At 61.8% G+C, this 25,799-nt stretch carries 22 protein-coding genes; 15 read left to right on the top strand and 7 right to left on the bottom strand.

Going from position 1 to position 25,799, the window contains the following annotated elements; all coding sequences use genetic code 11:
- Positions 1 to 151 precede the first annotated feature (151 nt).
- From gcvH to AAFP32_RS09825, 4 genes are read left to right on the top strand one after another with little or no spacing between them, the layout of a single operon-like run.
- Positions 152 to 556, top strand: coding sequence for a glycine cleavage system protein GcvH (gene gcvH, locus AAFP32_RS09840; protein WP_350268985.1), 405 nt, complete (start codon positions 152 to 154; stop codon positions 554 to 556).
- Positions 556 to 1,479: an FHA domain-containing protein gene (locus tag AAFP32_RS16690; protein ID WP_420883370.1), complete on the top strand. Its 924-nt coding sequence runs from the start codon at positions 556 to 558 to the stop codon at positions 1,477 to 1,479. Before gcvH ends, AAFP32_RS16690 begins: the two co-directional genes overlap by 1 nt.
- 10 nt (positions 1,480 to 1,489) lie before the next feature.
- Positions 1,490 to 1,975, top strand: coding sequence for a bifunctional nuclease family protein (locus tag AAFP32_RS09830; RefSeq protein WP_350268984.1), 486 nt, complete (start codon positions 1,490 to 1,492; stop codon positions 1,973 to 1,975).
- A gap of 10 nt (positions 1,976 to 1,985) precedes the next feature.
- Positions 1,986 to 3,380 carry a class II 3-deoxy-7-phosphoheptulonate synthase gene (locus tag AAFP32_RS09825; protein WP_350268983.1) on the top strand — a complete coding sequence of 465 codons (1,395 nt, stop codon included), beginning with the start codon at positions 1,986 to 1,988 and terminating at the stop codon, positions 3,378 to 3,380.
- 142 nt (positions 3,381 to 3,522) lie between these two features.
- Here AAFP32_RS09825 and AAFP32_RS09820 read toward each other — a convergent pair whose 3' ends face one another.
- Together AAFP32_RS09820 and AAFP32_RS09815 are read right to left on the bottom strand one after the other, a co-directional pair.
- Positions 3,523 to 5,589: a protein kinase domain-containing protein gene (locus AAFP32_RS09820; RefSeq protein ID WP_350268982.1), complete on the bottom strand. Its 2,067-nt coding sequence runs from the start codon at positions 5,587 to 5,589 to the stop codon at positions 3,523 to 3,525.
- A complete protein-coding gene (locus AAFP32_RS09815) occupies positions 5,586 to 6,737 on the bottom strand; it encodes a lytic transglycosylase (RefSeq protein WP_350268981.1) in 1,152 nt (383 codons plus the stop codon). The genes AAFP32_RS09820 and AAFP32_RS09815 overlap by 4 nt, the downstream gene beginning before the upstream one ends.
- 138 nt (positions 6,738 to 6,875) lie before the next feature.
- Here AAFP32_RS09815 and AAFP32_RS09810 point away from each other — a divergent pair, with 138 nt between their 5' ends.
- Positions 6,876 to 7,226, top strand: a complete 351-nt coding sequence (locus tag AAFP32_RS09810) for an Rv2175c family DNA-binding protein (RefSeq protein WP_350268980.1) — start codon at positions 6,876 to 6,878, stop codon at positions 7,224 to 7,226.
- Positions 7,227 to 7,242: 16 nt separating this feature from the next.
- Here AAFP32_RS09810 and AAFP32_RS09805 read toward each other — a convergent pair whose 3' ends face one another.
- Complete coding sequence (locus tag AAFP32_RS09805) at positions 7,243 to 8,448, bottom strand: polyprenyl synthetase family protein (protein WP_350268979.1); 1,206 nt, start codon at positions 8,446 to 8,448, stop codon at positions 7,243 to 7,245.
- On the bottom strand, positions 8,445 to 8,987 hold the full coding sequence (locus AAFP32_RS09800; protein WP_350268978.1) for a hypothetical protein: 543 nt from the start codon (positions 8,985 to 8,987) through the stop codon (positions 8,445 to 8,447). Before AAFP32_RS09800 ends, AAFP32_RS09805 begins: the two co-directional genes overlap by 4 nt.
- Before the next feature lie 66 nt (positions 8,988 to 9,053).
- On the opposite strand from AAFP32_RS09800, the gene dinB reads away from it, so the two are divergent.
- Positions 9,054 to 10,313: a DNA polymerase IV gene (gene dinB, locus AAFP32_RS09795; RefSeq protein ID WP_350268977.1), complete on the top strand. Its 1,260-nt coding sequence runs from the start codon at positions 9,054 to 9,056 to the stop codon at positions 10,311 to 10,313.
- A 130-nt stretch (positions 10,314 to 10,443) separates the two neighbouring features.
- Entirely contained in the window at positions 10,444 to 10,854 is a 411-nt protein-coding gene (locus AAFP32_RS09790; protein ID WP_350268976.1) for a DUF3040 domain-containing protein, read from the top strand.
- 341 nt (positions 10,855 to 11,195) lie between these two features.
- Here the strand turns inward: AAFP32_RS09790 and AAFP32_RS09785 are convergent, their stop codons facing one another.
- Genes AAFP32_RS09785 through AAFP32_RS09775 form a run of 3 tightly spaced genes read right to left on the bottom strand, consistent with a single transcriptional unit; the run spans position 11,196 to position 15,674 of the window.
- Positions 11,196 to 13,568 (bottom strand): DUF3488 and transglutaminase-like domain-containing protein, encoded by a 2,373-nt coding sequence (locus AAFP32_RS09785; protein ID WP_350268975.1) that lies wholly within the window; start codon positions 13,566 to 13,568, stop codon positions 11,196 to 11,198.
- Entirely contained in the window at positions 13,532 to 14,680 is a 1,149-nt protein-coding gene (locus tag AAFP32_RS09780; protein ID WP_350268974.1) for a DUF58 domain-containing protein, read from the bottom strand. Before AAFP32_RS09780 ends, AAFP32_RS09785 begins: the two co-directional genes overlap by 37 nt.
- A 4-nt stretch (positions 14,681 to 14,684) precedes the next feature.
- Positions 14,685 to 15,674 (bottom strand): AAA family ATPase, encoded by a 990-nt coding sequence (locus AAFP32_RS09775; RefSeq protein ID WP_101618453.1) that lies wholly within the window; start codon positions 15,672 to 15,674, stop codon positions 14,685 to 14,687.
- Positions 15,675 to 16,200: 526 nt separating this feature from the next.
- Here AAFP32_RS09775 and mraZ point away from each other — a divergent pair.
- The 8 genes from mraZ (at position 16,201) to murD (ending at position 25,798) form a co-directional block, all read left to right on the top strand.
- Positions 16,201 to 16,632, top strand: coding sequence for a division/cell wall cluster transcriptional repressor MraZ (mraZ, locus tag AAFP32_RS09770; protein ID WP_101618454.1), 432 nt, complete (start codon positions 16,201 to 16,203; stop codon positions 16,630 to 16,632).
- Between the two features lie 166 nt (positions 16,633 to 16,798).
- The gene (gene rsmH / locus AAFP32_RS09765; RefSeq protein ID WP_350268973.1) at positions 16,799 to 17,761 is read left to right on the top strand and encodes a 16S rRNA (cytosine(1402)-N(4))-methyltransferase RsmH; all 963 of its coding nucleotides are present in this window, start codon (positions 16,799 to 16,801) and stop codon (positions 17,759 to 17,761) included.
- On the top strand, positions 17,758 to 18,324 hold the full coding sequence (locus AAFP32_RS09760) for a hypothetical protein (RefSeq protein WP_350268972.1): 567 nt from the start codon (positions 17,758 to 17,760) through the stop codon (positions 18,322 to 18,324). The genes rsmH and AAFP32_RS09760 overlap by 4 nt, the downstream gene beginning before the upstream one ends.
- A gap of 49 nt (positions 18,325 to 18,373) precedes the next feature.
- Positions 18,374 to 20,155, top strand: coding sequence for a penicillin-binding protein 2 (locus tag AAFP32_RS09755; protein ID WP_350268971.1), 1,782 nt, complete (start codon positions 18,374 to 18,376; stop codon positions 20,153 to 20,155).
- Entirely contained in the window at positions 20,155 to 21,717 is a 1,563-nt protein-coding gene (locus AAFP32_RS09750) for a UDP-N-acetylmuramoyl-L-alanyl-D-glutamate--2,6-diaminopimelate ligase (RefSeq protein WP_350268970.1), read from the top strand. The genes AAFP32_RS09755 and AAFP32_RS09750 overlap by 1 nt, the downstream gene beginning before the upstream one ends.
- Position 21,718: 1 nt before the next feature.
- Entirely contained in the window at positions 21,719 to 23,185 is a 1,467-nt protein-coding gene (locus AAFP32_RS09745) for a UDP-N-acetylmuramoyl-tripeptide--D-alanyl-D-alanine ligase (protein ID WP_350268969.1), read from the top strand.
- The gene (gene mraY / locus AAFP32_RS09740; protein ID WP_350268968.1) at positions 23,182 to 24,270 is read left to right on the top strand and encodes a phospho-N-acetylmuramoyl-pentapeptide-transferase; all 1,089 of its coding nucleotides are present in this window, start codon (positions 23,182 to 23,184) and stop codon (positions 24,268 to 24,270) included. The genes AAFP32_RS09745 and mraY overlap by 4 nt, the downstream gene beginning before the upstream one ends.
- Positions 24,263 to 25,798: a UDP-N-acetylmuramoyl-L-alanine--D-glutamate ligase gene (gene murD / locus AAFP32_RS09735; RefSeq protein WP_350268967.1), complete on the top strand. Its 1,536-nt coding sequence runs from the start codon at positions 24,263 to 24,265 to the stop codon at positions 25,796 to 25,798. The genes mraY and murD overlap by 8 nt, the downstream gene beginning before the upstream one ends.
- Position 25,799: the final 1 nt, after the last annotated feature.

Genomic DNA, 25,799 nt, shown 5'->3' with positions numbered 1-25,799 from the left:
GAAAAAACGGGTATCATCCCAGGTAGTCACGTGAGAGGCGGGTGCGAGCCTGGGCCGGTCCCGAGGATCGGTAACATTTCTGTTTCGTGATTGTTATGAAACCACCTCAGGCGGCTATGCTTGGAGGACCAACAAGCTAAGAGGAGTCGACATGGCGAACCTGGATTATCCAGTGTCCTTGCGATACTCGCGCGACCATGAATGGGTCGAGACCACGGACAATAATGCAGTTGTCCGTGTGGGTATCACTGATTTTGCCCAGGAACAGCTGGGTGACGTCGTTTATGTCGATCTTCCTGATGTCGGCGATAAGACCACTGCTGGAGAATCCTGTGGCGAGGTTGAGAGCACGAAGAGCGTGTCCGATCTCATTGCGCCCGTGTCCGGTTCGATCACGGAAGTCAACGAGGGACTCGATGACGCTCCTGAGGCCGTGAATACCTCCCCGTTCCAGGACGGATGGATGTATCTCGTCGAACTCAGTGATCCAGAGCAAGTTGATGCGCTGTTGGACAGCGAACAGTACCAAGAGTTCATTCGGAGCGAGGAGGCGTAATGTCGCAGAATAACGATCCAGGTCGTCCGAATCCCTCGCAGTCCTGGTATGACAATGGTCAGGTGCCGCAGTCGAAGAAGTTTCCGTTCGGTGCCGGCAATGGTGACGAGGGCACGGGCCCGGAGACACGCCACAACCCGCAGGTTGACCCTGACGGTCAGACCGGCGGAGGCAGCCAAGGCAACGGCCAGCAGAGCTATGCGCCGCCGCAGCCACAGGGCGGACCAGTTCCGCAGGTGACACCTCCCCACGGCCAGCAGCCGGTGAACGACGGGCCGCAGGCGCCGCAGTACGGCAGTGCCCCGCAGCAGAACAGCGCTCAGCAGTCCGGAGAGGGCCAATACTCTGCCCCGCAGAACCAGGGGCAAGACGGCCAGTACGACAACGGTCAGCAGGACCAGTTGCCTCAGTATCAGCAGGATCAGGGCCAGTACCCGCCTCAGGGGAATCAGCCGCAGTACGGCAATCAGAGTCAGGATCCGCACAGTGGCAATAGTCAGGGACAGCAGTACCGCAACGACGGGCCGGTCTCCAGCGATTCCGGCAGCCAGCAGTTCCAAGGGATTCTGGATCCGCATACCGGCGAGATCCACCCAGTGCCTGATCTTGAAGGTCTGCAGGAGACGGATGCGCTTCTCGTTGTCGTTTCGGGCCCGGATTCTGGTTCGCAGATTCTGCTCGACACCGATGTGGTGACCGTGGGGCGCAGCCCGAACGCTGACATCTTCCTTGACGATGTCACAGTGTCGCGTAAGCACGCCGAATTCATTCGCACTCCGAGCGGATTCACGCTTCGCGACACAGGTTCGCTCAACGGAACCTATGTAGGCCGTCAGCTGATCGATTCCATTGAACTGCAGAACGGAGCCGATGTGCAGATCGGCAAGTTCCGGATGATTTTCCAGCAGCGTCCGCGCTCCTGACCGGGGGATAATGTCAAACGTCGAAGTTGAGGTTGTTGGTGTTCGCATCGAAATGCCGGCCAACCAGCCGATCCTTTTGCTCAAAGCAACTGAGCCTGCCTACTATCTGCCCATCTGGGTGGGCGCCATCGAGGCGAATGCGCTCTCGATTGCGCAACGGGGCCTGACCCCGCCGCGACCGATGGCTCACGCGCTGCTGCTCGACACCCTCGAAGCATATGAAGCGTCATTGGCCGATGTCACGATCACCGGCCGCGATGGGCAGGTATTCCTGGCCGAACTTCATACGAACGATGGAAAGTCGATCTCGGCGCGCCCCTCCGACGCGGTGACCCTTGCCCTCACGGCCCAGTGCCCCGTATACGTCGACTCCGAACTTCTCGAAGACGCCGGAATCGAAGCACCCGCGGCTGACGAAGAGGAAGTGGCCCAGTTCCGGGACTTCCTCGACAACGTCTCCGCCGAGGACTTCGAAACCGGCACCGAAACATCATGAAAGAACGATTGTGAGCTTCCATATCGATCCGGTATTCGCCAACAGGAACAGCGCCCCAGCTGGCACGAACGATCTCAGCGGTCTTGACGATTGGCGTGAGATGGATCCGCAGCAGCAGCCGACCTATCTTGACGGGCCGGCGCTCGATGATGCTCTGACCAGCCTGAGCAGCTCTCCGCCACTGATCTTCGCGGGCGAGGCCGACGTGCTCAAGCAGCGCATTGCGGCCGCCTCCCGCGGCGAGGCCTTCGTCCTTGCCGGTGGTGACTGCGCCGAGTCCTTCGCTGGGGCTCAGGCCGATAAGATCCGGGCCAGAGTTCAGACCGTGCTGCAGATGGCGGCGGTGCTCACCTACGGTGGTTCGATGCCGGTCGTCAAGATCGGTCGCATGGCGGGCCAGTTCGCCAAGCCCCGTTCCGCCGATATGGAGACGCGGGATGGTGTCACGCTTCCCTCGTACCGAGGCGACATCGTCAACGGCTATGAATTCACCGAGGAGTCACGCCGTCACGATCCTGCTCGACTGTTGCAGGGATACCATGTCTCCGCTTCCACACTCAACCTCATTCGTGCCTTCACTCAGGGCGGTTTCGCGGACCTGCGACTCGTCCACGAGTGGAATCGCGGGTTCCTGACGTCGAACCCCGGCTACCAGCGTTACGAACAGACTGCGCGCGAGATCGATCGGGCAATCCGTTTCATGGACGCGTGTGGAGCCGACTTCGATGCGTTGAAGACCACTGAGTTCTACGCCGCCCACGAGGCGCTGCTGCTCGAATACGAGCGCGCTCTGACCCGGATCGATTCGCGCACGGGCCAGGCATACGATGTGTCCGGACATTTCTTGTGGATCGGCGAACGCACTCGTGACATCGACGGAGCCCACGTAGACTTCCTGTCGAAGGTCCGCAATCCGATCGGCGTCAAACTCGGTCCGACGGCTACGGCCGATGACGCTCTGGCGCTGGCTGAGAAGCTAGACCCTGAGGCCGAGCCTGGCCGACTGACTTTCGTAACTCGCATGGGTGCGGGGAAGATCACCGAGGCGCTGCCGAAGCTGCTTGCCGGAATCGGCGACCGTCTGCCCCACGTCACCTGGGTCTGCGACCCGATGCACGGCAACACCATCACCTCGAATACCGGGTACAAGACCCGCCGGTTCGAAGACGTCATGGCCGAGGTGGAAGGCTTCTTCACCGCGCATCAGGATGCCGGGACCATTCCGGGCGGACTGCACATCGAGCTCACCGGTGACGACGTCACAGAGATCATGGGCGGAGCGACCGAGATCGACGACGAGGGCCTGCGCCGTCGCTATGAGACGCTCGTCGATCCACGCCTCAATCACGACCAGTCACTGGAGATGGCATTCCAGGTCGCGGAGTACCTCACTCGTCGCAACTGATGTGAGAGTCAGTCGGCAGACCTCGACTCGTCTTCTGTAGACAGCAATGACACCGGTGGCCGTGCGATCAGATCGCACGGCCACCGGTGTCATTCAGATTCAGGAAAAGACCCGCACCAGGGTCGGACTCTGACCGACCGGATCAGTCGCCCTTCTTCGTATCCTTGTCCTTTTTGCTGTCCTTGGACTCGTCCTTCTTCTTCTCGTCCTTCTTGTCGTCCTTGGACTCGTCTTTCTTCTCCTTGCCTTTGGAGATGCGGACGATGATGAGAGAGTCATAGGGCTTCGCTTCGGAGCTCTTTGGCCACTGTGAGACGACCTTTCCCTTGGGAACGTCGTCGGAGAAGACTTCGTCCTTGCCCACACGGAATCCGCGTTTGGCCAAGGTGGCATATGCGGCGTCGAATGTCAGGCCCTCAACATTGGGCACGGGGGTCGGTTTGACGCCCTTGGACACCACCAGGTCCACCTTGGTGTCCTTGGACAGCTCCTCGCCCGACTTCTTCGATGCTGAGATGACGTCGTCCTTGTCCACGGCGTCGCTGTATTCCTTGTCGACCTTGCCAAGTTTCAGGTCTGCCTTCTTCAGCGCGGCCTCAGCGTCATCGGCGCTGAGACCCTCGAGCTTGGGAACTGCGAACATCTCTTCGCCCTTGGACACGACCACAGTGACGGTCGAGTCGGGGGCAAGTTCGGCTCCACCGACCGGGTCGGTTCCGATGACGACACCAGCCGGGACGCTGTCGTCGAAGACTTCCTTCGGCTGCGCATCGAGACCTTTGTCCTCAATCTGCGAGGTCACCTTGTCAAGGTCTTTGCCTGCCAGCTGAGCAGGAACGATAGAGGTAGGCGCGGGCAGGTTCACGATGACCAGCCAGGCCACAAGGGCGAGAACGAGCAACGCGGCTCCGATGGTCGTAGCCAGCCGTCGTCTGCGTCGACGGTTCGGTGCCGCAGTCGCCGAGGCAGTCCCTGCAGCGGCCGCAGCTGCGGCCTTGTCATCGGAGTCGTCTTCGTCGTGGCCGGCTCCGTCTTCGACGCTGTGAGCGATGTTCTCCTGGGACGCACCATCGTTAGGATGCCCGGCATCGTCTGCCTGCACAACAGCAGCAGCGCCGCCCGCACCGACGCCTGCGGCCCCACCCGCAGCGATGGTCCCCACTGCGGCAGACTCCTGGTCGGGATCGGTATGGGAGCTGTTCGCCTCGGCGTCCTCGCTGTCCTCGTCTTCGTCGTTCTCCAGGTAGGGAATCTCATCGGTGCGCGATCGCTTCTCCTTCGGGGCTTCAGCTCCGAGATCGATGCTCGCTGTCAGCTCGGAGGAGTGCTCACCCGGTATGACATTGGGGTCGCCGAGGTCGAGTTCGCTTTCGCTCATCTCGGATCGAGCCTCGGCGAGGGCATGGCGGAATTCCGCGGCATCGTCGGGACGATCGTCGGGATCTTTGGACGTCGCCCACAGCACCAGTGCGTCGAGGCGGGGGCTGAGGCCGGTGATCTGGTGAGACGGGGGTGGTACGGAATCGTGTACGTGGCGGTAGGCGACCTGGATCGGGACTTCGTCCGTATATGGCTGCATCCCGGTGAGCATCTCGTAGAACATGATGCCGACCGTGTAGAGGTCGGTGCGGATATCCGCTCCCGCACGTGTGACGAGCTCGGGGGCCACATATCCGACGGTGCCGATCAGTGTCTTTGTCGTGGTCGCGGTGGTGACAGCGCGTGCCAGGCCGAAGTCCGCGAGCTTGACCTGTCCGTCGGTGCCGAGGAGAACATTGTCGGGTTTGAGATCGCGATGGATGATTCCCGTGGAATGGACTGCTTCGAGTGCGGCGAGGATCGCATCCAGGACGACGATCGCCTGACGAGGAGTGAAGGTGCCCCGGTGCTTGAGTTCACGGCGCAAGGTCACCGACGGCAGGTACTCCATGACGAGATAGACGGTGTCACCGTCGCGGGCCTGGTCATGTATGGCCACAAGATTCGGGTGGGTCAGTCGCCCGGCGTTGATGGCCTCGCGCCGGAATCGTTCGACGAAGGTCTCGTCGCTGATGAGGTGTTCATGCATGACCTTGATCGCGATCTCACGGTCGAGACGCAGATCCGTGCCGCGATAAACCATGGCCATTCCACCGCGTGCGATCTTCCCATCGATGCGATACCGATCATTGAGAACAGTGCCGATGAGCGGATCCGTGCGGGCACTCATAGCGCCTCCTGCATTCGCTGTCGCTGCATTTGAACGCTGCGGACGAATGCCTTCGTCTCAGGCAGCAGTCCCTCGGATCTCACGGAGCGCAGGTCCTGGTAGTAGCCTGCCAGCGCGTCGTTCTCTGACTCTGCAGTTTCGACCAGCCACCCCAAGATGACAGTTCCCGCAACGATGTTATCGGCGATGTCGAGCAGATCGAGGTTGCGTCCGACGATGTCGCTGGCCCATCTGCCCGAGCGAGGGGTGACCTGCATGATGCCGATGGCATTCCCAGCCGAGACCGTGGTGTGCTGGAAACCTGATTCCTGTGCGGCAACAGCCTGCATGAGTGCCGGGTCGGCACCGAGTTCCTCGGCGATTGACGCAACGATGATTCGGGCCTGGGCCGGTGCTGGGTGAGTTCGTTGCAGAAGAGTGAACTTGTTGAGACGGGCGGCTGCAAGCACATTGGGCCGAATGCCCTCGACCTGTGCGCTCGTCGCGACCCGCGGAATGTCGGTCGGAGGCACGGGCGGCGTGCGATGGCGTCGAGCCGTCGAATCTCTGAGCAGCAGCAGTTCACCCACCTGGAGGAAGGAATCCCCACCCATCGAATTTGCGCGACGCAGCGCTCCGAGAGACATCTGGTGTCTGGCGGCGATACCGGGCAGCGTTTCGCCCGGCGCGACGACATGTGAAGGGTCGGTATCGGGCAGGTCGTTCTTCTCGGGCAGGGACAGCACCTGACCCTGATGGAGATTCTGGCGCGGCGAAATGCGATTGAGCTCAGCCAGAGCAGGCACGGAAACGCCGTGTTTGCTGGCGACTCCGTATAGAGTGTCGCCTTCTTTGGTCTTGTAGGTTCGACCGCCGTGAGTCACCGGAATCGTTTCGCCGTTGGTTCCAGACGTCCATTGCGGTCCCGGTGCAGTCACCGTCGACGGTGGGCAGTCGGTGAGTGTGCTGGGGGAGTTCTCATGCTCGTCGGCAAGGGGGGACTCGTCGGCACGGGGAGAGGATGGTGCCTCGGCGAAGTCGATGTCAGCGTTGTCACGATCTGTGGGAATGGGGTCGGTGATGCCCGGAATGGGGCCGGTGGAATTCACCTTCGAAGCAGCCCGGATGTCAGGAGCGGCGGTAACGGGCACCTGAGGATTCCGTTGCATGCGTCTCATCTGTCACCTGCTGACTTCATATCGGATGGGGAAGTTTCACTCTCCAGACTATCGAGTGCCCGGCTCGCACCCGAGCATTCGACTCCGCATGGCGGGGTGTTTCTCTCAAATATTGCTAGGCTTGAGGATGTGAATACGGAAGAACTCGTCCAGGATTGGGCCACATTGCCAGATATCGCCGAGTCGACGGGCCTTGACATCATGCAGGTGCGCAGGCTCATGGAGGACGGTGCTATCTGCGGCTACAAGCACGGGAAGCCCAAAGTGATGAGGGTGCCGACAGCATTCCTCATCGACGGCTCGGTGCTCACCCCGCTGAAAGGCACCCTGAGCACTTTGCGGGATGCGGGCTTCGATGATCAAGAGGCCATCGACTGGCTCTTCACCCCAGATGACTCTCTGCCCGGTCGTCCCATCGATCTGCTGCGGGCCGGTAACCGCAAAGAGGTCAGGCGACGGGCACAGGCCCTGGCCTTCTAGCTCTTCAGCGGGGCACTCAGCTCGTCCGGTAGCTGAGAGCCTCTGCGAACCTCTCGAGCTGGTCGAGAGCCGTCGGGCCGATCTTCGTCCGGGTGGTGTCAGAGTGGGGGCCTGCAGTCGCCCATTGTCGGACCACAGACAGAGCTTCTTCATATTTGGTCCGGATGAAGGACTCGACTGCATCGAGTCCCCCGGACTCAGTGAGCATCGCCACGCATTCTCCCACCTCGGCATCAGAGAGGTTCGGGTCTCCGAGACGCTCGGCCATGATCTGAACCTGCTTCGGGTTGAGGTTCTTCAAGCTCTCCGCAATGAGAACTGTGCGCTTGCCCTCACGGATGTCATCGCCAGCAGGTTTACCCGTGGCTACAGGGTCGCCGAAGACGCCGAGAACATCGTCGCGGAGTTGGAACGCCTGGCCCAGCGGGAGCCCGAACCTGGAGATTTCCGCAAGCTGCTCCTCGTCGGCGCCTCCCAGCGCAGCGCCGAGCAGGAGGGGCTGTTCGACCGAGTACTTCGCGGACTTGTAGCTGAGAACTTCCCACGCCCGTTCGCCGATGCGTTCGTCCTCAAGCGGGACCACCTCGGCGAGGACATCCAGGTACTGCCCGACCATCACATCGCGTCGGAGCGTGGCCCGCAGATCTCGCGCCAAGGACGTGATGCCCAGGACTGTCTGGGACTTCTCGAAGAGCTCTTCGCTGAGTGCGAGGCAGATGTCTCCGATGACGATGGCGGCCGCGACACCGAAGGGTTCGGCTCCGCCTTGGTAGCGGCGTTCACAGTGGCGGGACTCGAATCGGCGATGCAGCGCCGGCTTGCCGCGACGTGTATCGGAATGATCGATGACGTCGTCATGGATGAGGGCGGCCGCGTGGAGAAGCTCGAGCGATCCCGCGGCTTCGGCGACACCGCCGGCGAGACGATCCCGGGACTGATCATCGCCGACTGCCAGCTGGAAACCCCACCACAGCAGGACCGGACGGATCATCTTCCCGCCCCGAGTGAAGTCGAGGAGAGCTCGCCCGATGTCGTGGGCATCAGGTGAGATCGCGAGGAACTCGGCCGCCTTCGATTCGAGGAAATCTTCGATCCCCGTCGATACCTCGGCCGCAATGGACTCCGGCGAATCAAGAGCGTCGATGGTGCTGTTCTGGTGAGAACTCTCTGCTGTCTCCGCAGCTCCCGCGCCAACCGTGGACGGGGCATCGGCACCCATCATGGCACGATGTTCCCGCCGACCGTCACGATCGAATTCGCCTTCTCCGACGGATCCTGTGCGATCGTGACGACGAGCAGACCGTCATTGTCTTTGTGTCGGAAGTTCACGACTTGGGCACTCTTCGTCTTGATCTCTTCGCCGTAGGATTCGAAACCGGCCTTCTTCAGTGCCTTGGAGTAGAACGCGAAGATGTCCTTCGGCTTGGCCTTGGCGCTCATGACCAGGCTGACCTGTTCGAGTTTCCCTGAATCGGCTCCGGTTTCGGCTTTCGCGCGGGCGCTCGACAACACGGTCGAGTCCGGGTAGGGCTTGAGATAACCCGGAAGGTCTTCGACGTCGGTGGAGGCAGGCTCCGAATTCTTGCTCGGCTGTTCGCTGCTCGCGGCCTCCGAACCCTCAGGCGGTGAGGCGACGGGCGAAGACTGTGTCTCTTCGGCAGTGGGCGATCCTTCTGCCGCCTCGTTGGCCGGGCCCGAGCATCCGGCGAGGACGAGAGCGGCGACGATGGGCAATGTCATGACAGTGGCGCGCGATACCATGGCTACAGACTACCCGGACTGAGGGACGGGAGCCGAAAGGAGCCAACGCAAACACATGGGTGCGCGATGAGCCGTAAGCAGCTGGCACGTTCCGGTGGCGACCTGAGTCGTCTCGGGACGGATGACACCGGTGCCACGATGCTCCACCTCGACATGGATTCTTTCTTCGTGTCGGTGGAGCTTCTGAGCCGTCCGGAGTTTCTCGGTCGTCCCGTCATCGTCGGGGGTCGCAGCGGGCGCGGTGTCGTGGTGTCGGCCAGCTATGAGGCTCGTGAGTTCGGTGTCCATGCCGCCATGCCCATGGGTCGGGCGATGAGTCTCTGCCCCTTCGCCGAGGTGATCCCTCCTTCTCACGGCCTGTACTCCTCGTATTCCCAGAAGGTCTTCGACTTGGTGGGCGAGGTGACTCCTGATTTTCAACAGGTCAGTGTCGACGAAGCCTATATCGACGTGTCCGCGGCGGTGCGCAGATTGGGGCCTCCGGTACTGATCACGTCCAAGCTGCGAACCGAGATCGAAGCACAGACGGGACTGAGTGCATCTGTGGGGATCGCCGGCAGCCGTGTCGTGGCGAAGCTCGCGTCCACCCGCGCCAAGCCACACGGACAGCTGCTCGTCCCGCTGTCTGCTACTCAGGAATTCCTCGATCCGATGCCGATTGAAGCGCTTCCGGGAGTGGGGGAGAAGACGAAGGAAGGGTTCTTCAGGTACGGAATACGCTTGATCGGGGATTTGGCGGCCGTCGACGAAGCTTGGGCGGGTCGGGTCTTCGGTGCCCATGGCCATCATCTGTGGCGCAGCGCCCACGGACTGGACTCACATGGGATGGACAGGCAGGTGAAAGACCGGTCGATCAGTGCTGAGCACACCTTCAATGACGATGTCTGGGATCTGAGCCAGCTGGAGCACGAGCTGCTGCGCTTGGCGGACAAAGTTGCGCACAGGGTTCGAGCCGATGGCAAGGTCGCCACCACTTTGGGACTGAAATATCGTCTTGCGGATTTCACGACACTGTCACGATCGATCACTCTCGATGCTCCGACCGACCTCGCCCGCGAGATCTATGAGGCCCTGCGACCGGCAATGAGGAACCTGCGGGAGCAGAAATCCAAGGGGGTGCGTCTGCTGGGTATCCGCGCAGCCGGTCTGATGGATTTCGCGGTCAGCGGCAGGCAGGCGCGATTGGACGAGGCAGAGCACTCGGGCAGGGAGGCAGAAGTTGCTCTCGACGATGTGCGGAAGAAATTTGGGACTGCCTCGATCTCCCAGGCGTCTCTGCTCAGAAAGCGTCATGACCACGAAAATACGGGTCCAGACCACGTTTAGGCGGTGAGGCGCACCATAGTCTGAGGACGCAGTGGGAATCCGGGGCATGCAACGGTCCCCAAGGTGTTTTTTCGGTGTTCAGAGACTATGATTGTGTCATCAGGCCAGAGTAAGGAAACGGGGGTTCGAGATGCCACTCTCCGATCACGAACAGCAGCTGCTCGATCAGTTGGAGAAGCAGTTGCGCAGTGAAGACCCACGTTTCGCACGCAATATTTCAGAAACCCAGGCCGCAGCCAACGGGCCGGGGTTCTCTGCAAAGCGATTCGTGCTGGGTATTCTGCTCACCCTGGTAGGGCTCGCTGCAGCGATTTTCGCCATTTCCATGGTGACGAACAGCGCATGGTGGATTATCCTCGGCGTTGTCGGATTCGGTCTTATGGTTGCCGGCATGTACTGGGCTTTCAGCCGCCCGCGTCAGATCGGCGACAAGACGAAGCGAGCTCAGCCTTCGAACGGTCCTCAGTCTGAGGCGAAGGGACCGACCGGTTTCATGAACCGGATCGAAGACCGGTGGGAGAAGCGCCAGCGCGGCGAGTGACTCTCGCGCTACTCAGATGTGCCGGTGAGAGTGATTCACAGCCGGATGATCTGAAGCCCGATCGTCATTGCGTGCGGATTGCCTCCGACGAACTCTTTGCACACAACTACGCACCAGCGAAGCGTCCTCTCCACAGAGGGCGCTTTTTCGTGCTCGCTATCGGGCCTACGGAGGCATCGGCGCCTGCCGATACCGCACACGCACTGGCCAAGCCCACGTCCGTTGAGGGGGCCCACTCCAGTTGAGGGAGCCTACACCCACTGAGGGGCTGCAGCGGTGGCGCTTGAATGGGTGCTGCCCCGGACACGAAGGGCATCGGGAGCAGCGACAGGCAATCGCAATCAGCGCGGTGGATTGAAGATGCTGGCCGGCCAGATTCTGGCGGTGATCCTGTTTCCGGGAGACGCGTTGTCCGCGAGGTCTGTCCGGACTTCATCGATGAGGGCACTGACCTCAGCTGACGAGATGCTCTTCTCACTCGCGCCGTATCGTTGGGCCTCAAGAGCGTCAACGAAGGCCGACAAGGCACTGTCATCGACGGCCCGGTGTGCCCCTGCAGGCGGGGCCGGGCTGCGCAACGCGGTGAATCCATCACCGGAATCGCCTCGTGACGCAGATGACGAAGAACCAGCTTCCGCGGTGGAATCGCCAGATTCGTCAGTCCCGCCGCCGTTTCTGCTGGCCAGTACGAGTTCGTTGAATCGCAGTGTTCGGCTGGGGTCGAGGCTCTGGCCGTAGTCGGTCGACAGTGCCCTTACCTCCGTCCAGACCTTTTCGAGCTGTCCGGGGTCCCGTGTGCGTCGATGGCGCAGGATGAGTCTCCACAGAGCGGGAATCGCTGCGAGCAGCAGGAGCACAAGCACGATGAGGCCCGCCCACAGGTACGTACCGAGATTCGCACCAGCTGGTTCTCCAGCCGCTGACGTCTCAGTACTGGGGCTCTCGGACTCCGCTGCTGCGGACTCCTTGGAGCCGTCTGTGGGCTCCTCTGACGGTGACGAGGTCTCTTCGGAATCCTTTTCGGAGTTCTCTGTGGTGCTGCCGCTGGCCACCGTCCATTTGGGCGGGTCGCCGGCGGGACCGCCTGGAGTGGGCTCGAAGCGGACCCATCCGGCTCCCTCGAAGTACAATTCCGGCCACGCATGCGAATCCTGCATGCTGACCTCGAAGCCCCCACCGGCCTTGGTGCCTTCGCCGAAGCCGACACCGATGCGTGCCGGAATTCCCATCGTTCGGGCCATGATGGTCATCGCCGATGAGAACTGAACGCAGTATCCCTTCTTGTCGACGAGGAAGTCGGAGATCGCATCTCCGCTGGCTCTTTCGGGAGCATCCAGCGAATATTCGAAGTCGCCTCCGCGGAAATAGGCCTGGAGCAGGACGGCGGCTTCCCATTGGTTGTCTGCGTCCGCTGTGATCTTCTCAGCGGTCTCCTTCACGGTGCCCGGCAGGCTGTCCGGGACTTCGAGTTCCGTCTCGAAATCGCTGGAGTTCACGGGTATTGCGCTCTGCAGATCGTTGACGTCAGGGTTGATGGAGAGATAATCCATCGAGTAGTCCTGCCCACCGGACTTCTCACCATTGCCGACGACTGTCAGCGATTTCTCGTCATAGATCCAGCGCCGGTCCAAACCGGTCGGCTGCTGTGGGGCGTACGGGGTGGGAAGATACTGCTGATCGAATTCGTCAGTGATTGTGACGTCGATGCGCTCTTCACTGTAGTTCTTCTCCCGTGGGAGTCCCTCTGGCCAGGGCAAGCCCTCGTTTGCGATGGCGAAGGGATCGAGGGGGAAGGGGGTCGGTGCCCAGGACTGGCCGTCAAAGGAGTTGATCGAGGTCAGCCTGATCGGCTGTCCTTTGGACTCTGTCGTGGTGTAGTCGAAGATGGTCGAATCGTCACGGTCACCGAGGTCCGCACGCAGGTCGAGGAACGGGTTCGTCACCGTGAGGTCGCCCTTGTCGCCTGACGCCCGATCAGGCAGGGTCGGAACTTCCGGCAGCAGCACGGGAACTCCGATGCCGATTGCGACGGCCACAGCTCCGGCCACGGTTGCGGTCAGACCGCCGCGCCACTTCGCTGCGGGGAAGTATGGGCTGAGCATGAGTAGGAGGAAGGCCGCCAAGATGGAGACGACGTGCCACCACTGGACTTGGGTGGGGGCGAAGAAGACCGGGATCATCCACAGCACCAGGAGCAGAACACCACTGACTTTGGGGGCTCTTATGTCGGAGACGAGTCCGTCGATGAGGATGGTGATCAGGGTGAACGCGATCGTCAGCATCGTGGTGAAGCCAGGAGTGCTGGCTGCTGGGGGAGTGGTGGCGTACAGATCGCTGACTCCCGAGGACAGCAGGTCGATCACGGTGGTGAATGAACTGCCGGTGGGCACGACACCGAGAGCAAGCGTGTTCGGTGCGCACAGTACGAGGACCGTGATCAGGCCCACGACGCATTGTGCGATGACAGCAGCGCCGGTGGCTCGAAGGACCGGGACGCTGCGGAAGATTGCGCCGACGACGACGATCAGGAGGATCGAGATGAGGACAGAGGGAAGCCATGCGAAGTCGGAGAACACGGCGGAGAGCCCGATTGCGGCCAAAATCATGGCCACGAACACGGCACAGGCCTCGAGCCAAGCCGAGGGATGCCTGTCGGGGCTCTCAGTTGTGTCGGGGCTCATCGCTTCACCCGCTTCGAATCGAATGCGGTCCATGATTCGGGCAGATCCTCGCTCAGTCCCACCATCGTCAGATCGTTGATGTCGTCGAGGCTGCGCACGGTGACCGGAACGCGCCGGGAGAATTGTGCTGCCAGCTCCTGTCCTCGACCGTTATCAACGGCGCAGATAACTATGTGGTTGGGGTTGTCATGGGAAGGCAGTTGCACTTTGCCGGCCTCGACGAGGGCGGTGAGCAATCGCAGTCTGTCGATATCGCGCTGTCCTTTGAACCTGATCTGATGGCCGGGGGCGACGACGAAGACCTCATAGTCTGCACGCAGAAAAGCCGTCCCGGCGGCAGCCGCTGCGGCCAGGAGGAATTCGATTTCGAGGGAATCCGGGTGGCCGTCCTCTCCCTTGAGATCGACGACGATGAGTGCGTAGAGCGTCTCCTCGTCAGCTTCGTGACGGACCATGAGCTCACCGGACTTCGCGGTGCTCGGCCAGTGGACGTGTCTGAGATCGTCTCCCGGCACGTACTCGCGCGTGTGGAAGTCCCGAGCAGTGTGGCCGGCGCGCACCTTGCCGTCATCCAGACGGGCCGGTCTGATCGCCGAGTCGGAGGGAATCCGTGCGGGAAGGATCGGCACTGAGACAGCCACAGGATATCCGGCGACGACCTTCTTCTTCCTCGTCACCAGGCCGAAGGGGCCCGAAACAGTGATCAGCACGGTTTCAACCCCGCTGAGACCACGACGATTGGGTGTAAAGGATGTCAAGACGGTCTGAGAGGCACCGTGAGTCAGGGGAGGAACTTGCCCGACCGTGGAATCGCCGAAGCCCTCAGCTGCCACGAAGCTGATGGTCGAGGACGGGAGGGCCAGACGCCCGGTGTTAGTCACCAGGGCCTCGACCTGGACCTCTTTTCCCTCGTGCGCCAGCGGGTAGCGGTCTCTGGACTGAGGCAGTGCCACCGTGGGCAGTCCTGTCCGCAGCGTGATCGAAACACGGCGGGTGCCCCAGGTGATCAGCAGCGCCGAGAGGAGGACCAGCGCCAGAAGCAGAATCCCAGCAGGCAGCAGCCCGGGGAGCGCGAACCGATACGCGGTGATGATCAGTGCGACTCCGGCGAGGATGAAGATGATTCCCGAGGTGCTCAGACGCATGTGGTCACTGAACCGTCGAAATGGGCACTCGGGCCAGGAGCCGGCCGATCAGCTCGGCTGCCAGCTCGGAATCGTCGCCATCGCGCGGGATGATCCGGTGAGCCAGGATGTAGGGGGCCAGCGCCTGAATGTCGTCCGGTGTCACAAAGGTCCGGCCCGAGAGAGCAGCGCGAGCCTTAGCCGCTCGGAGAAGGTGAACACCACCTCTGGGCGAGCATCCGAGAAGGATGGCCTCGTCATTGCGGCTGGCGTGGAGGATGGAGACGATGTATTCGCGCAGCTGCCTGGTTGCGCTGACATGTCGGATGATTCCCCGGGCCTGGTTGATCTGCTCGAGGCTGGTCACCGGAGTCGCGCTGGAGAGCGGATCGTGCTCGATCTGGTTGTCGAGGAGGTCGATCTCGTCAGCAGTGTTGGGGTAGCCCAGGGAGATGCGAGTCATGAAGCGGTCCCGCTGCGCTTCGGGAAGTGCGTAAGTGCCTTCCATGTCGATCGGGTTCTGAGTGGCGACGACGATGAAAGGCGAGGGCATCTGGTAGGTCTCGCCGTCAATGGTAGCCTGCCCTTCGGCCATGCACTCAAGCATTGCGGACTGAGTTTTGGGGGAGGCGCGGTTGATCTCGTCGGCGATGACGATATTGGCGAATACGGGGCCTTGCCGGAACTCGAAGTGTCGGGTCTCCTGATTGAACAGGTTCACACCGACAACGTCGGTCGGCAGCAGGTCGGGAGTGAACTGGATGCGCCTGACTGAACCATCGACGACCTTCCCCATGGCTCGTGCCAACAGAGTCTTCCCGACTCCGGGCACGTCCTCGAGGAGGACATGGCCTCCGCCCAGGAGTGCTACCAAGGACAGTCCGACAGCTTCGTCCTTGCCTTCGAGGACGGCGTTCATCGCCGTGCGTGCCCGTGAGGTCAGTTGCTGCACCCATTCGATGTGCTCGGCACCGATCACGGAATTGGTCTGAGTACCTTCTTGGCTGATCGACATGATCCCATTGTCCCCTATCCCGTCTCCTGCATCCACATGGACGCCGCTCGGCCTTTCGAACAGTCACCGTCCGATCTCTCTGGTGATGCTTTAGCCGGCGACTGAGCCTGGTGTTTCTGCCACGGTGCCGGTGGCTGCGGGGCTACGCAGCTGTCTCCCTGCCCGGCTGAATTGGGCGCCTCCACATCGTTCCCCACTTTCCTCCCCACTTTGCTCCACCCGAGGCCCCCACTTTCCTCCCCGAGCGGCCACAAGCATCGGTGTGACCCGGAAATTCAAGGATCTGGGCCTTTAGCTGGCTCCGCGTCGAGACGGCAGCGTCGGTCGGGAAGCGCTGGAAAAGGGGCTCAGTGCACCACCTGCGACTCGCCGATCACAAATTTTCCCCACTTTCCTCCACCTATCTGACCTGCGGTTTTATAGGTCGAATGGGTCTTAAGGTAGTGCGCGACTAGATTGGGTGGAGGGAAGTGGAGTACTGTGGTTGCTATCGGAGCCAATTGGGTTTCGAAAGGGGTGAGACGACATGTTCTTGGGCACTCATTTGCAGAAGCTCGACGACAAAGGTCGGCTCATCCTGCCCGCAAAGTTCCGGGAGGAGCTTTCGCCCGGTCTCGTATTGACCCGTGGACAGGAGAACTGCCTCACCCTGTTCCCCACCACGGAATTCGAAGCCGAGCACGAGCGAATCCAGAACGCGCCGAAGACGAATAAGGAAGCTCGCGATTACCAGCGTGTGTTCCTGTCGGCGGCCTTTGCAGATCAGCCGGACAAACAGGGACGCATCACGGTCCCGAACATATTGCGGCAGTACGCATCACTGACACGGGAAGTTGCAGTGATCGGCATGGGCAACCGTGTCGAGATCTGGGATTCACCGACATGGGATAACTACCTGGTCGGCGCTCAGCAGACATTCGCTGAACGTGAGAACGAGGTGATCCCTGGAGTGATCTGATTCTGCTCGGGTTTGATCCTTGCCCGCCGTGTTCGAGTTTCGGGGAACTTCCCCGTTTCCGAAGCTCGGCAGTCCTGACACACTTCCCCGGTGCCAGGGCGGCGGCGGACAAGGTTCTGGCTCCAGCAGTTCACCCCCACGACCACCATCCACGAAGGACTCACCTATGAACGATCAGCATGTACCGGTGCTCCTGGAGCGCGTGGTCGAGCTCATCGGGGTCGGGGTCCAAGCTGCCAGAGACAATGGTCACTCACCGATCGTCGTGGACGGAACCCTGGGGATGGGCGGGCACTCGGAAGCCATCCTCACAGCCTTCCCTGATGTCCACCTCATCGGAGTCGATCGCGATACCCAGGCCATCGACATCGCTGCGAAGCGACTCGCGCCCTTCTCTGACCGCATCGACATCGTCCATGCCGTCGACGACGAGATCCCAGAGATCCTTGATGACCTCGGCGTCGATGACATCAGTGCCGTTCTCCTCGACCTCGGGGTATCGTCCCTGCAGCTCGACGAGGACGAACGAGGATTCTCCTACTCCCGTGAGGCGCCCCTGGACATGAGGATGGACCGAACCCAGTCCCTGACCGCCGCCGAGGTGTTGGCCACCTATCCCGAAGCTGAGCTTCGCCGCATCCTCCGTGAGTATGGCGAAGAGAAGATGGCGGGCCGAATCGCGAAGATCATCGTCACCGACCGTGAGACTGCGCCCTGGGAGACTTCGCAGCAGCTCGCAGCGATGCTGGGACGGGTTCTCCCTCAGACGAAGAAGAAGTCTCATCCCGCGAAGCGAACGTTCCAAGCCCTGCGCATCGAAGTCAATGACGAACTCGGTGTGCTGCGGACTGCTCTCCCGGAGGCGTTGAAGGCACTGCATATCGGGGGAGTTGCGGTCATCGAGTCGTACCAGTCCCTCGAGGACACGATCGTGAAGAAGATCTTCCGCTCCGCGACCACCACCTCGGCGCCGCCGGACATGCCGGTCGTTCCCGAAGAGCTCCAACCATGGTTGTCGGAAATCATTCGGGGTGCGGAACTGGCCGACGGCGACGAAGCAGACAGGAACCCTCGCGCCAAGAGCGTGCGATTGCGTGCAGTACAGAAGATCAGGGAGGCAAAATCGTGAGGAACGCGCAAGCGGCCGTCCGCCAATCCCGCGTCACTGAACGGACGCGGCGCCTCGAAGAGCACGTCAACCGGCCAACACCGCCGCGGCTCACGCTCCTCAAATTCGAGCTGCCGAAAGCCAGGGTCCCGTTCTCGATGCTGTGCGTGGCGATCCTCGTCGCCACTTTAGTCGCAGTCCTGCTGCTCAACATCTTCATCTCCCACACCTCGTATCAGATCGACCAGCTGAATTCTGAGAAGGAACAGCTGGCCGAGCAGAAGGATCGACTGGTCGAAGACAATTCTTACCGCGAATCTCCGCAGAACATCTCGATAGCGGCCGAAGAGCTCGGACTGGTCCGCGACTCCTCGCCCGAATTCCTCGATGCGAAGACCGGGAAGATCATCGATGCGCCGCCGATCGACGTCAGCGGAGAAAAGAAGCCGACAGTTGTCCCCGGCCCGCGTGCCAATACCCGCGAAGACCTCCGCCCCAATCTACGATCGGATGAGAAGCTGCCTGTAGTCGGTGGCAGTCCCAGCAAGGACATCGCGTCACCGGCTCAGGACGCTCCGAAATAGGGCGAGTCCGACAGCCATTCGCCGACAAGCAAGGACCAAGGACAGTGCAATGGGCCCACGAGCCACTCGGGTGAAGAAAAAAAGCGGACGAGGCAAACCCAACCTTCGTCTGCGGATGGGACTGATTGCGGCTCTGTCCATCCTGGTTCTTCTCGTCACCTCCGGGCGCCTGGTCTCAATCCAGGGAATGGATTCGATGAAACTGGCCGAGAAGGCACTGTCCAACCGGCTCGTCACCAAGACCCTACCGGCCGCGCGAGGTCAGATCCTGGCCTCCGACGGCACGGTCCTCGCCGACAGCGTCTCCCGATACCAGGTCGTCGTGGACCAGCAGAACGTGGCCCAGTACAAGATCGACGGAGAACTTGTCGGGGCCTGGGGAGCTGCAGAAGCCCTGGCCGAACCTCTCGATACCGACCCCGGACTGCTGTATCCGAAACTTGTCGGCGACAAACGCTGGAACCCCGTTGCCAAGGGACTGACCTCCGAGACCTGGCGTGCGGTAAAGGAACTCAACATCCTCGGCGTCTCCGCTGAGGAATATGCAGTGCGCTCCTATCCCTCAGGTGCAGTGGCCGGGAACCTCGTGGGGTTCCTCAGCTCCGACGGCCAACCTCAGGCCGGCCTGGAACTGGCCTACAACGAGCAGCTGAGTGGGCGCGACGGTCAACAGCAGTACGAACGCGGTGCTCGCGGCGAGATCATCCCGCTCGGCGACAACAACACGAGAAATGCGGTCGATGGCAAAGGGCTGCAGACGACGATCGACCCGGCACTGCAGTACTACGCCCAGCAGGCGATCGAGGAACAGCGGAAGAAGCATGAGGCCGAATCAGCCTCCATCGTCATCAAAGACATCAAGACCGGTGAGATCCTCACCGCAGCAGATGTACCCAGCGTCGATCCCAACTCGCCAGGCAAGGTCGACGGACCTGACCGTGGATCGCGCATCTTCACCGACGTCTTCGAACCCGGCTCGACCGCCAAGATGGTCACGGCCGCAGCTCTGCTCGACCAGGGTCTCGTCACCCCTGAACAGGAGTTCACCGTCCCGGACAAGTGGAAGGCTCCCAATGAAGAGGAGTTCCGGGACTCGCACCCGCACCCTGATGAGAAACTCACCTTCGCTGGAATCCTTGCCGAATCGTCGAACACCGGAACCATCCTGGCCGGAAACGCGCTCAGCGAAGCACAGCGCTACGGCTACATGAAGAAGTTCGGCTTCGGATCGACAACGGGCATCGGATTCCCTGCCGAGACCGCTGGCATCCTCCACCCTTACAAGGAGTGGGACGGCCGGACCAAGTACACGGTGATGTTCGGTCAGGGAGTGGCCGCGAACGCCCTCCAGACCACCGATGTCATCGCAACCATCGCCAATGGCGGAGTGCATGTCCCCTCGAAACTCATCGATGGAACCGTCTCGCCGTCGGGGAAGACGATCCCGAACCCGGCAGGGGAGACCGAGCGGGTCATCAGCAAGAAGGCCGCCGACCAGACCCTGGCCATGCTCGAAGGCGTCGTCGCGGAGGGCACCGGCAAGTCGGCGCAAGTCTCCGGCTACAGGGTGGCTGGAAAGACGGGAACCGCGCAGGCGCCGGCGGCAGAAGGCGGCGGCTACGACGGCTACACCGCCTCATTCGTCGGTGTCCTTCCCGCCGAGGATCCACAGATCGCGATCTCTGTGACGTTGCAGCGGCCCCGAAACGGCTATTACGGTGGAAGCGCCGCCGCCCCGGTATTCTCCGATGTCGCCGGTTTCGCCATGCGCCACCTCAAGATCCCACCGTCGACCGCGGATCCCCAGCTACCTGCTCGAGAATGGAAATAATGCGTATCTCACAGCTGCTGCCGGCAGCCCCTGGAACCATTCATGGAGATCCCGACCGCGAGGTCGGGGGAGTCTCCCACGATTCACGCACGGTATCGCCGGGTCAGCTCTATGCCGCGCTACCGGGTGCAAACGTGCATGGAGCGAAGTTCGCGCCGGAACTCATCGGGCGCGGGGTCACCGCGATCCTCACCGACGCGACCGGTTGGGCCATGATCGCCGAGAGTGTCGACCCGCAGGCCCTCTCCGAGGTGACCGGGCTGATCGTAGAGCACCCGCGGTCCGTTCTGGGCTACGTCTCGGCCGCTGTGTACGGCACCTCGGGGTGCCCCCAGCTGATCGGTGTGACCGGAACCAACGGGAAGACGACGACTACCTATCTGGTCGACGGAATGCTTGAGGCCCTCGGGCATCGCACCGGTGTCATCGGGACAGTGGCGACGCTCATCGCCGGTGTGACCGAGCCGAGCGTGCGCACGACTCCAGAAGCTCCCGAGCTGCATGCCCTGTTCGCGAAGATGCGCGCCGCTGAGGTCGACACCTGCGCCATGGAAGTGTCCTCACATGCGCTGAGTCAGCACCGTGTCGACGGCGCCCACTTCGCTGTCTCAGGTTTCACGAACCTGTCTCAGGACCATCTCGACTTCCACAACTCCATGGAAGAGTACTTCGGAGTCAAAGCCGAGCTGTTCACCCGCGCCTTCTCGGATACTGCCGTCATCGTCGTTGAGGACATGTGGGGCGAGAAGATGGTCGAGGCCGCTCAGGTGCCTGTGCGCACGCTGGGACGTGACGATCGCAGCGACTGGCGGATCGAGCACACTCCAGGAGAGTCCGACTTCATCCTCCACCTCGACGAATCCGACGGTGAAGGCATCGCACTGCGATCTCCGCTGCCGGGCGATTTCAATGTCACAAACACTGCGCTGGCCGCAGCCATGCTGCTGGAAGCCGGAATCGCGGCCACAGACCTCAATGCAATCGGTCGAACCTTCACGGCCTCGGTGCCCGGGCGGATGGAGATCATCGACGTCAGCGGCCCGCGAGCCGAGAGCCAGTCGCATCCGGAACGCCTCCCTCGTGCGATCGTCGACTACTCACACACACCCGATGCGATCGAGAAGGCACTGGAGTCACTCCACGCTGACAGTGAGGAACTGGTCATCGTCTTCGGTGCCGGTGGCGACCGTGACAAGGGTAAGCGATTCGGCATGGGCCAGGCCGCCGCTCGGGGGGCAGACGTGGTCGTCCTCACCGACGACAATCCACGCACCGAGGACCCGGGGTCGATCCGGGCCGCCATCAAAGAGGGCATCGATGCTGAGGTCTCAACCGGAGGTGCACGTGTGAAGAAAGTCATTGAAGTGGCAGAACGAGGGGCCGCCATCGACGAGGCGATCGCTGCCGCCGGGGCCTTTGCAACCGTACTCATTGCTGGGAAGGGGCACGAAACCGGACAGTCCGCCGCCGGGGTGGTGACCGACTTCGACGACCGGTCGAGGACACGCTCAGCGCTGCGCACGCGACTTAGCGGCGCACAAACAGGTAAAGTTCACAGTTGATATGAAGCGACTGAGTGCAGCCGAAATAGCAACCGCCGTCTCCGGCGAGTTGTACGGCGTAGACCCCGAGACCAAATTGTCCGCTGGAGTTGTCACCGATTCGAGAGAAGTCGGCCCCGGCGATATCTACGTTGCCCGCCGAGGTGAGTCCTTTGACGGCATCGAATTCGCGGCAGCAGCCGTGGAGGCCGGTGCAGCGCTGATCATCGGTGAATCTGTTCCCACCCTCGACGATGAGACCCTGCCGACCCTCCTCGTCTCCGATGCCACTGAGGCACTGGGCCAGTTGGCCAAGTGCAACATCGAGGCACTGCGTGAGGTCGGTGGGATCACGGTCATCGCGATCACCGGCTCGGTCGGCAAAACCACCGTGAAGGATCTTGCAGCCGATCTGCTCGCCGGCGAGGCCGAGACAGTGTGGCCGCCCAACTCCTACAACAATGAGGTCGGAGTGCCGCTGACGGCTCTGCAGGCAGGGGAGACCACGCGTTTCCTGGTCCTTGAGATGGGTGCTCGTTCCATCGGCAACCTTGCCTACCTCACCAGCCTGGTCCGTCCTGACATTGCTGTCGAACTCGCTGTCGGCACCGCCCATTCAGGCGTGTTCGGTTCGATTGAGAACACCGCCCGTGCCAAGGCCGAACTCGTCGAGTCTCTCACCGCTGGGTCCGTTGCGATTCTCAACGCCGACGACCCTCGAGTGGCCGGGATGCGTGAGGTGCTCTCACCCGAGGTCGACACATTGTGGTTCTCGCAACGGGAATCGCTTCCCGATTGGGTCGCGGGCGAGGACTCCGTTGTCCGCGGCACTGGTGTCTCGACTGACGCCTCCGGGCACGCAGCCTTCTCACTGATCTTGCCGGGAGAAGAGCCTCAGGACGTCCGTCTGGCTCTGATCGGTGAACATCACGTCGGCAACGCCTTGGCCTCCGCGGCCATTGCCCATGCCTGTGGGGTGGGAGTGAAGTCCATCGTGACCACACTCGCAACGTCCTCTGCCGCGAGCCGTTGGCGGATGGAGCTCATCGACTCCCCGTCGGGCGTGACCGTGCTCAATGACGCCTACAACGCGAACCCGGAATCAATGCGCGCCTCCTTGAAGACGCTGGCATCGATGGGCCGCGGCGACGAGGACAGTCGGCCACGCCGGACCTTCGCTGTCCTCGGCGAAATGCTGGAGCTCGGCGACGAATCGATCTCAGCCCACTCCGATATCGGCGAGCTCGTCGTGCGACTGAACATCACCCGCACCATCGTCGTCGGTGACGGAGCAAAACCTATCTTCAACGCTGCGAACCTCGAAGGTTCCTGGGGCAACGAAGCGGCGTGGGTCGCAACCGCTGCCGAAGCGAAGGACCTGTTGAGTGCGGAATTGGCTCCCGGGGATATCGTCCTGTTCAAATCCTCCAGAGATGCCGGCCTGCGCTATCTCGGAGATGAAATCGCCGGTGTATCGGGGGCCCAATGATCGCCGTACTGCTCGCCGCCTGCCTGGCACTGATCCTGGCGATGGTCGGCACACCGCTGTTCATCCGCGTCCTCGTCAAACGAAGCTACGGCCAGTTCGTCCGTGATGACGGTCCGACCTCTCACGCCACGAAGCGCGGGACTCCGACCATGGGCGGCGTCGTCATCATCGGTGCCGCCATCCTGGCCTACCTGCTCGGTCACCTGTTCACAGGGTCCGTCCCCACCGCTTCAGGACTTCTCGTCCTATGGCTGGCCGCGGGACTCGGCGTGGTCGGCTTCCTCGACGATTTCATCAAGATCAAGAAGCAGCGCTCTCTTGGACTGCGACCATTGCCCAAGCTCCTTGGTCAGGCCTTCGTCGGGATCTCATTCGCGGTGATGGCACTGCAGTTCCCGAACTCATTCGGAGAGACCCCGGCGTCGACGAAGGTGTCGTTCATTCGCGACACCAATCTCGACCTGGCCTTCGGATCCGCAGTGCTCGGTCTCATCCTGTTCGTCATCTGGGCCAACCTCATCGTCACCGCAGTATCCAATGCGGTGAACTTGACTGACGGCCTCGACGGATTGGCCGCGGGCGCTTCGGTGGTCGTATTCGCCGCCTACGTCGTCATCGGCACATGGCAGTCGACGCAGAACTGCAATCTGATGACAGACGCCACGAGCGCCTGCTATTACATGCGCGATCCGCGTGACCTCGCAATGGTCGCGGGCGCCATGGCTGCAGCATGTTTCGGTTTCCTGTGGTTCAACACGTCGCCCGCGAAGATCTTCATGGGCGACACGGGGTCGCTGGCCATCGGCGGCGCAATCGCTGGCCTCGCGATCATGTCGCGGACCGAGCTTCTGCTCGTCGCTCTCGGCGGACTCTTCGTCATCATCACCCTGTCCGTGATCATCCAGGTCATCTCGTTCAAGACCACCGGAAAACGCGTCTTCCGAATGGCGCCGCTCCAACATCATTTCGAACTCAAGGGCTGGGCAGAAGTCACGATCGTGGTGCGCTTCTGGATCATCGCCGCACTCTTCGTCATCGCCGGAATCTGTCTCTTCTACGCCGAATGGGTGTCTCGCCTTGGCTGAGAATCCCCTGACTGATTATCCGAACGCCGAGGCGATCCCGGCCGCACTCGTGGGGCCCAGCTCGTCATTGGACGGGCTGCGGATCCTCGTCACCGGTCTCGGCGTGACTGGGTTTCCCGCAGCTGTCCACCTCGGCGAACGCGGTGCCGACGTGATCGTCGTCGACGGCGATGATCAGGCGGATGTCAGCGAGAAGGCACAGATCCTCGAGGTCTTCGACGTCGATATACGCCGCGGCGCCGATCATGTCTCGACACTGCCCGAGGAACCGCTCGATCTGGTCGTGACATCACCTGGTTGGCGTCCCGACCACCCGCTGCTCCTGGCCGCCGCCGAGGCGGGCGTTCCCGTCATCGGCGAGGTCGAGTTGGCATGGCGGATCCGTGGCACCAACGATGCCAAGTGGCTGGCCATCACCGGCACCAACGGCAAGACGACGACTACGACCATGCTCGAATCCATGCTCCTGGCCGACGGTCTGAAGGCCAAGGCCTGCGGCAACATCGGTGCACCGCTTCTGGAAGCGGTACTCGAACCCGGACTCGAGGTGCTGGCGATCGAACTCTCAAGTTTCCAGCTCCACTGGCAGTATTCGCTGAGTGCTGATGCTGCCACTGTGCTCAACATCGCCCCTGATCATCTGGATTGGCACGGCAGCGCAGATGCCTATGAGGCCGATAAGGCCAAAATCTATCACCAGGCCAAGACCGCGTGCATCTACAACGTCGGTGACGAGGTGACGCTGCGCATGGTCGAAGACGCCGACGTTGTCGAGGGTGCCAAAGCCATCGGCTTCACCACGGGCATCCCACGACCGGGAGAGTTGGGCGTCGTCGAGGACATGCTGGTTGACCGCGCCTTCATCCCACAGCGCTACTCTTCGGCCGCGGAGCTCGCTTCCATGAATGACGTGGCCATAGCGACAGGAGTTCCCGGCCGAGAGCCGGCAGACCACCAAGTCTCAAATGCTCTCGCCGCTGCCGCTCTGGCCCGCAGCATCGGAGTTCCCGGTCAGGCGATCTCCGAAGGCCTGAGGAATCACTCGCTCGGTGCGCACCGCATGGTCACTGTCGCTGAAGGCAACGGTGTCAGCTGGGTTGACGATTCGAAGGCGACGAACACCCACGCGGCCAACGCTTCGCTCAGCAGCTTCGACTCGATCGTCTGGATCGCCGGGGGACTGCCCAAGGGCGCGGATTTCACGTCACTGTTCACCGACCACGGCCATCGTCTTCGAGCACTCGTGCTCATCGGAGCCGATGATGCTGCCTTCCGCGAGGCTATCGCTGCGAGCATTCCAGACCTTAACGTGATCCGGATCGAACCCGCGCTCGGTGTGGACTCGGGAGTTCCCCGTCGCCGGGGTGAAGCCGTGGTCGCTGCCGCAGTGGAAGCTGCCGCAGGCATTGCCCACGCCGGCGATACCGTGCTGCTGGCTCCCGCGGCAGCCAGCATGGACCAATTCCTCAACTACAACACTCGGGGTGAACTCTTCACTCAGGCTGTCCACGCTCACCTGGGGAGCTGAC

Source organism: Brevibacterium sp. CBA3109 (assembly GCF_040256645.1).
In the GTDB taxonomy this organism is placed as follows: domain Bacteria; phylum Actinomycetota; class Actinomycetes; order Actinomycetales; family Brevibacteriaceae; genus Brevibacterium; species Brevibacterium koreense.
The sequence above is the reverse complement of the archived record's forward strand: the minus strand, read 5'-3'. Positions and strand labels throughout refer to the sequence as shown.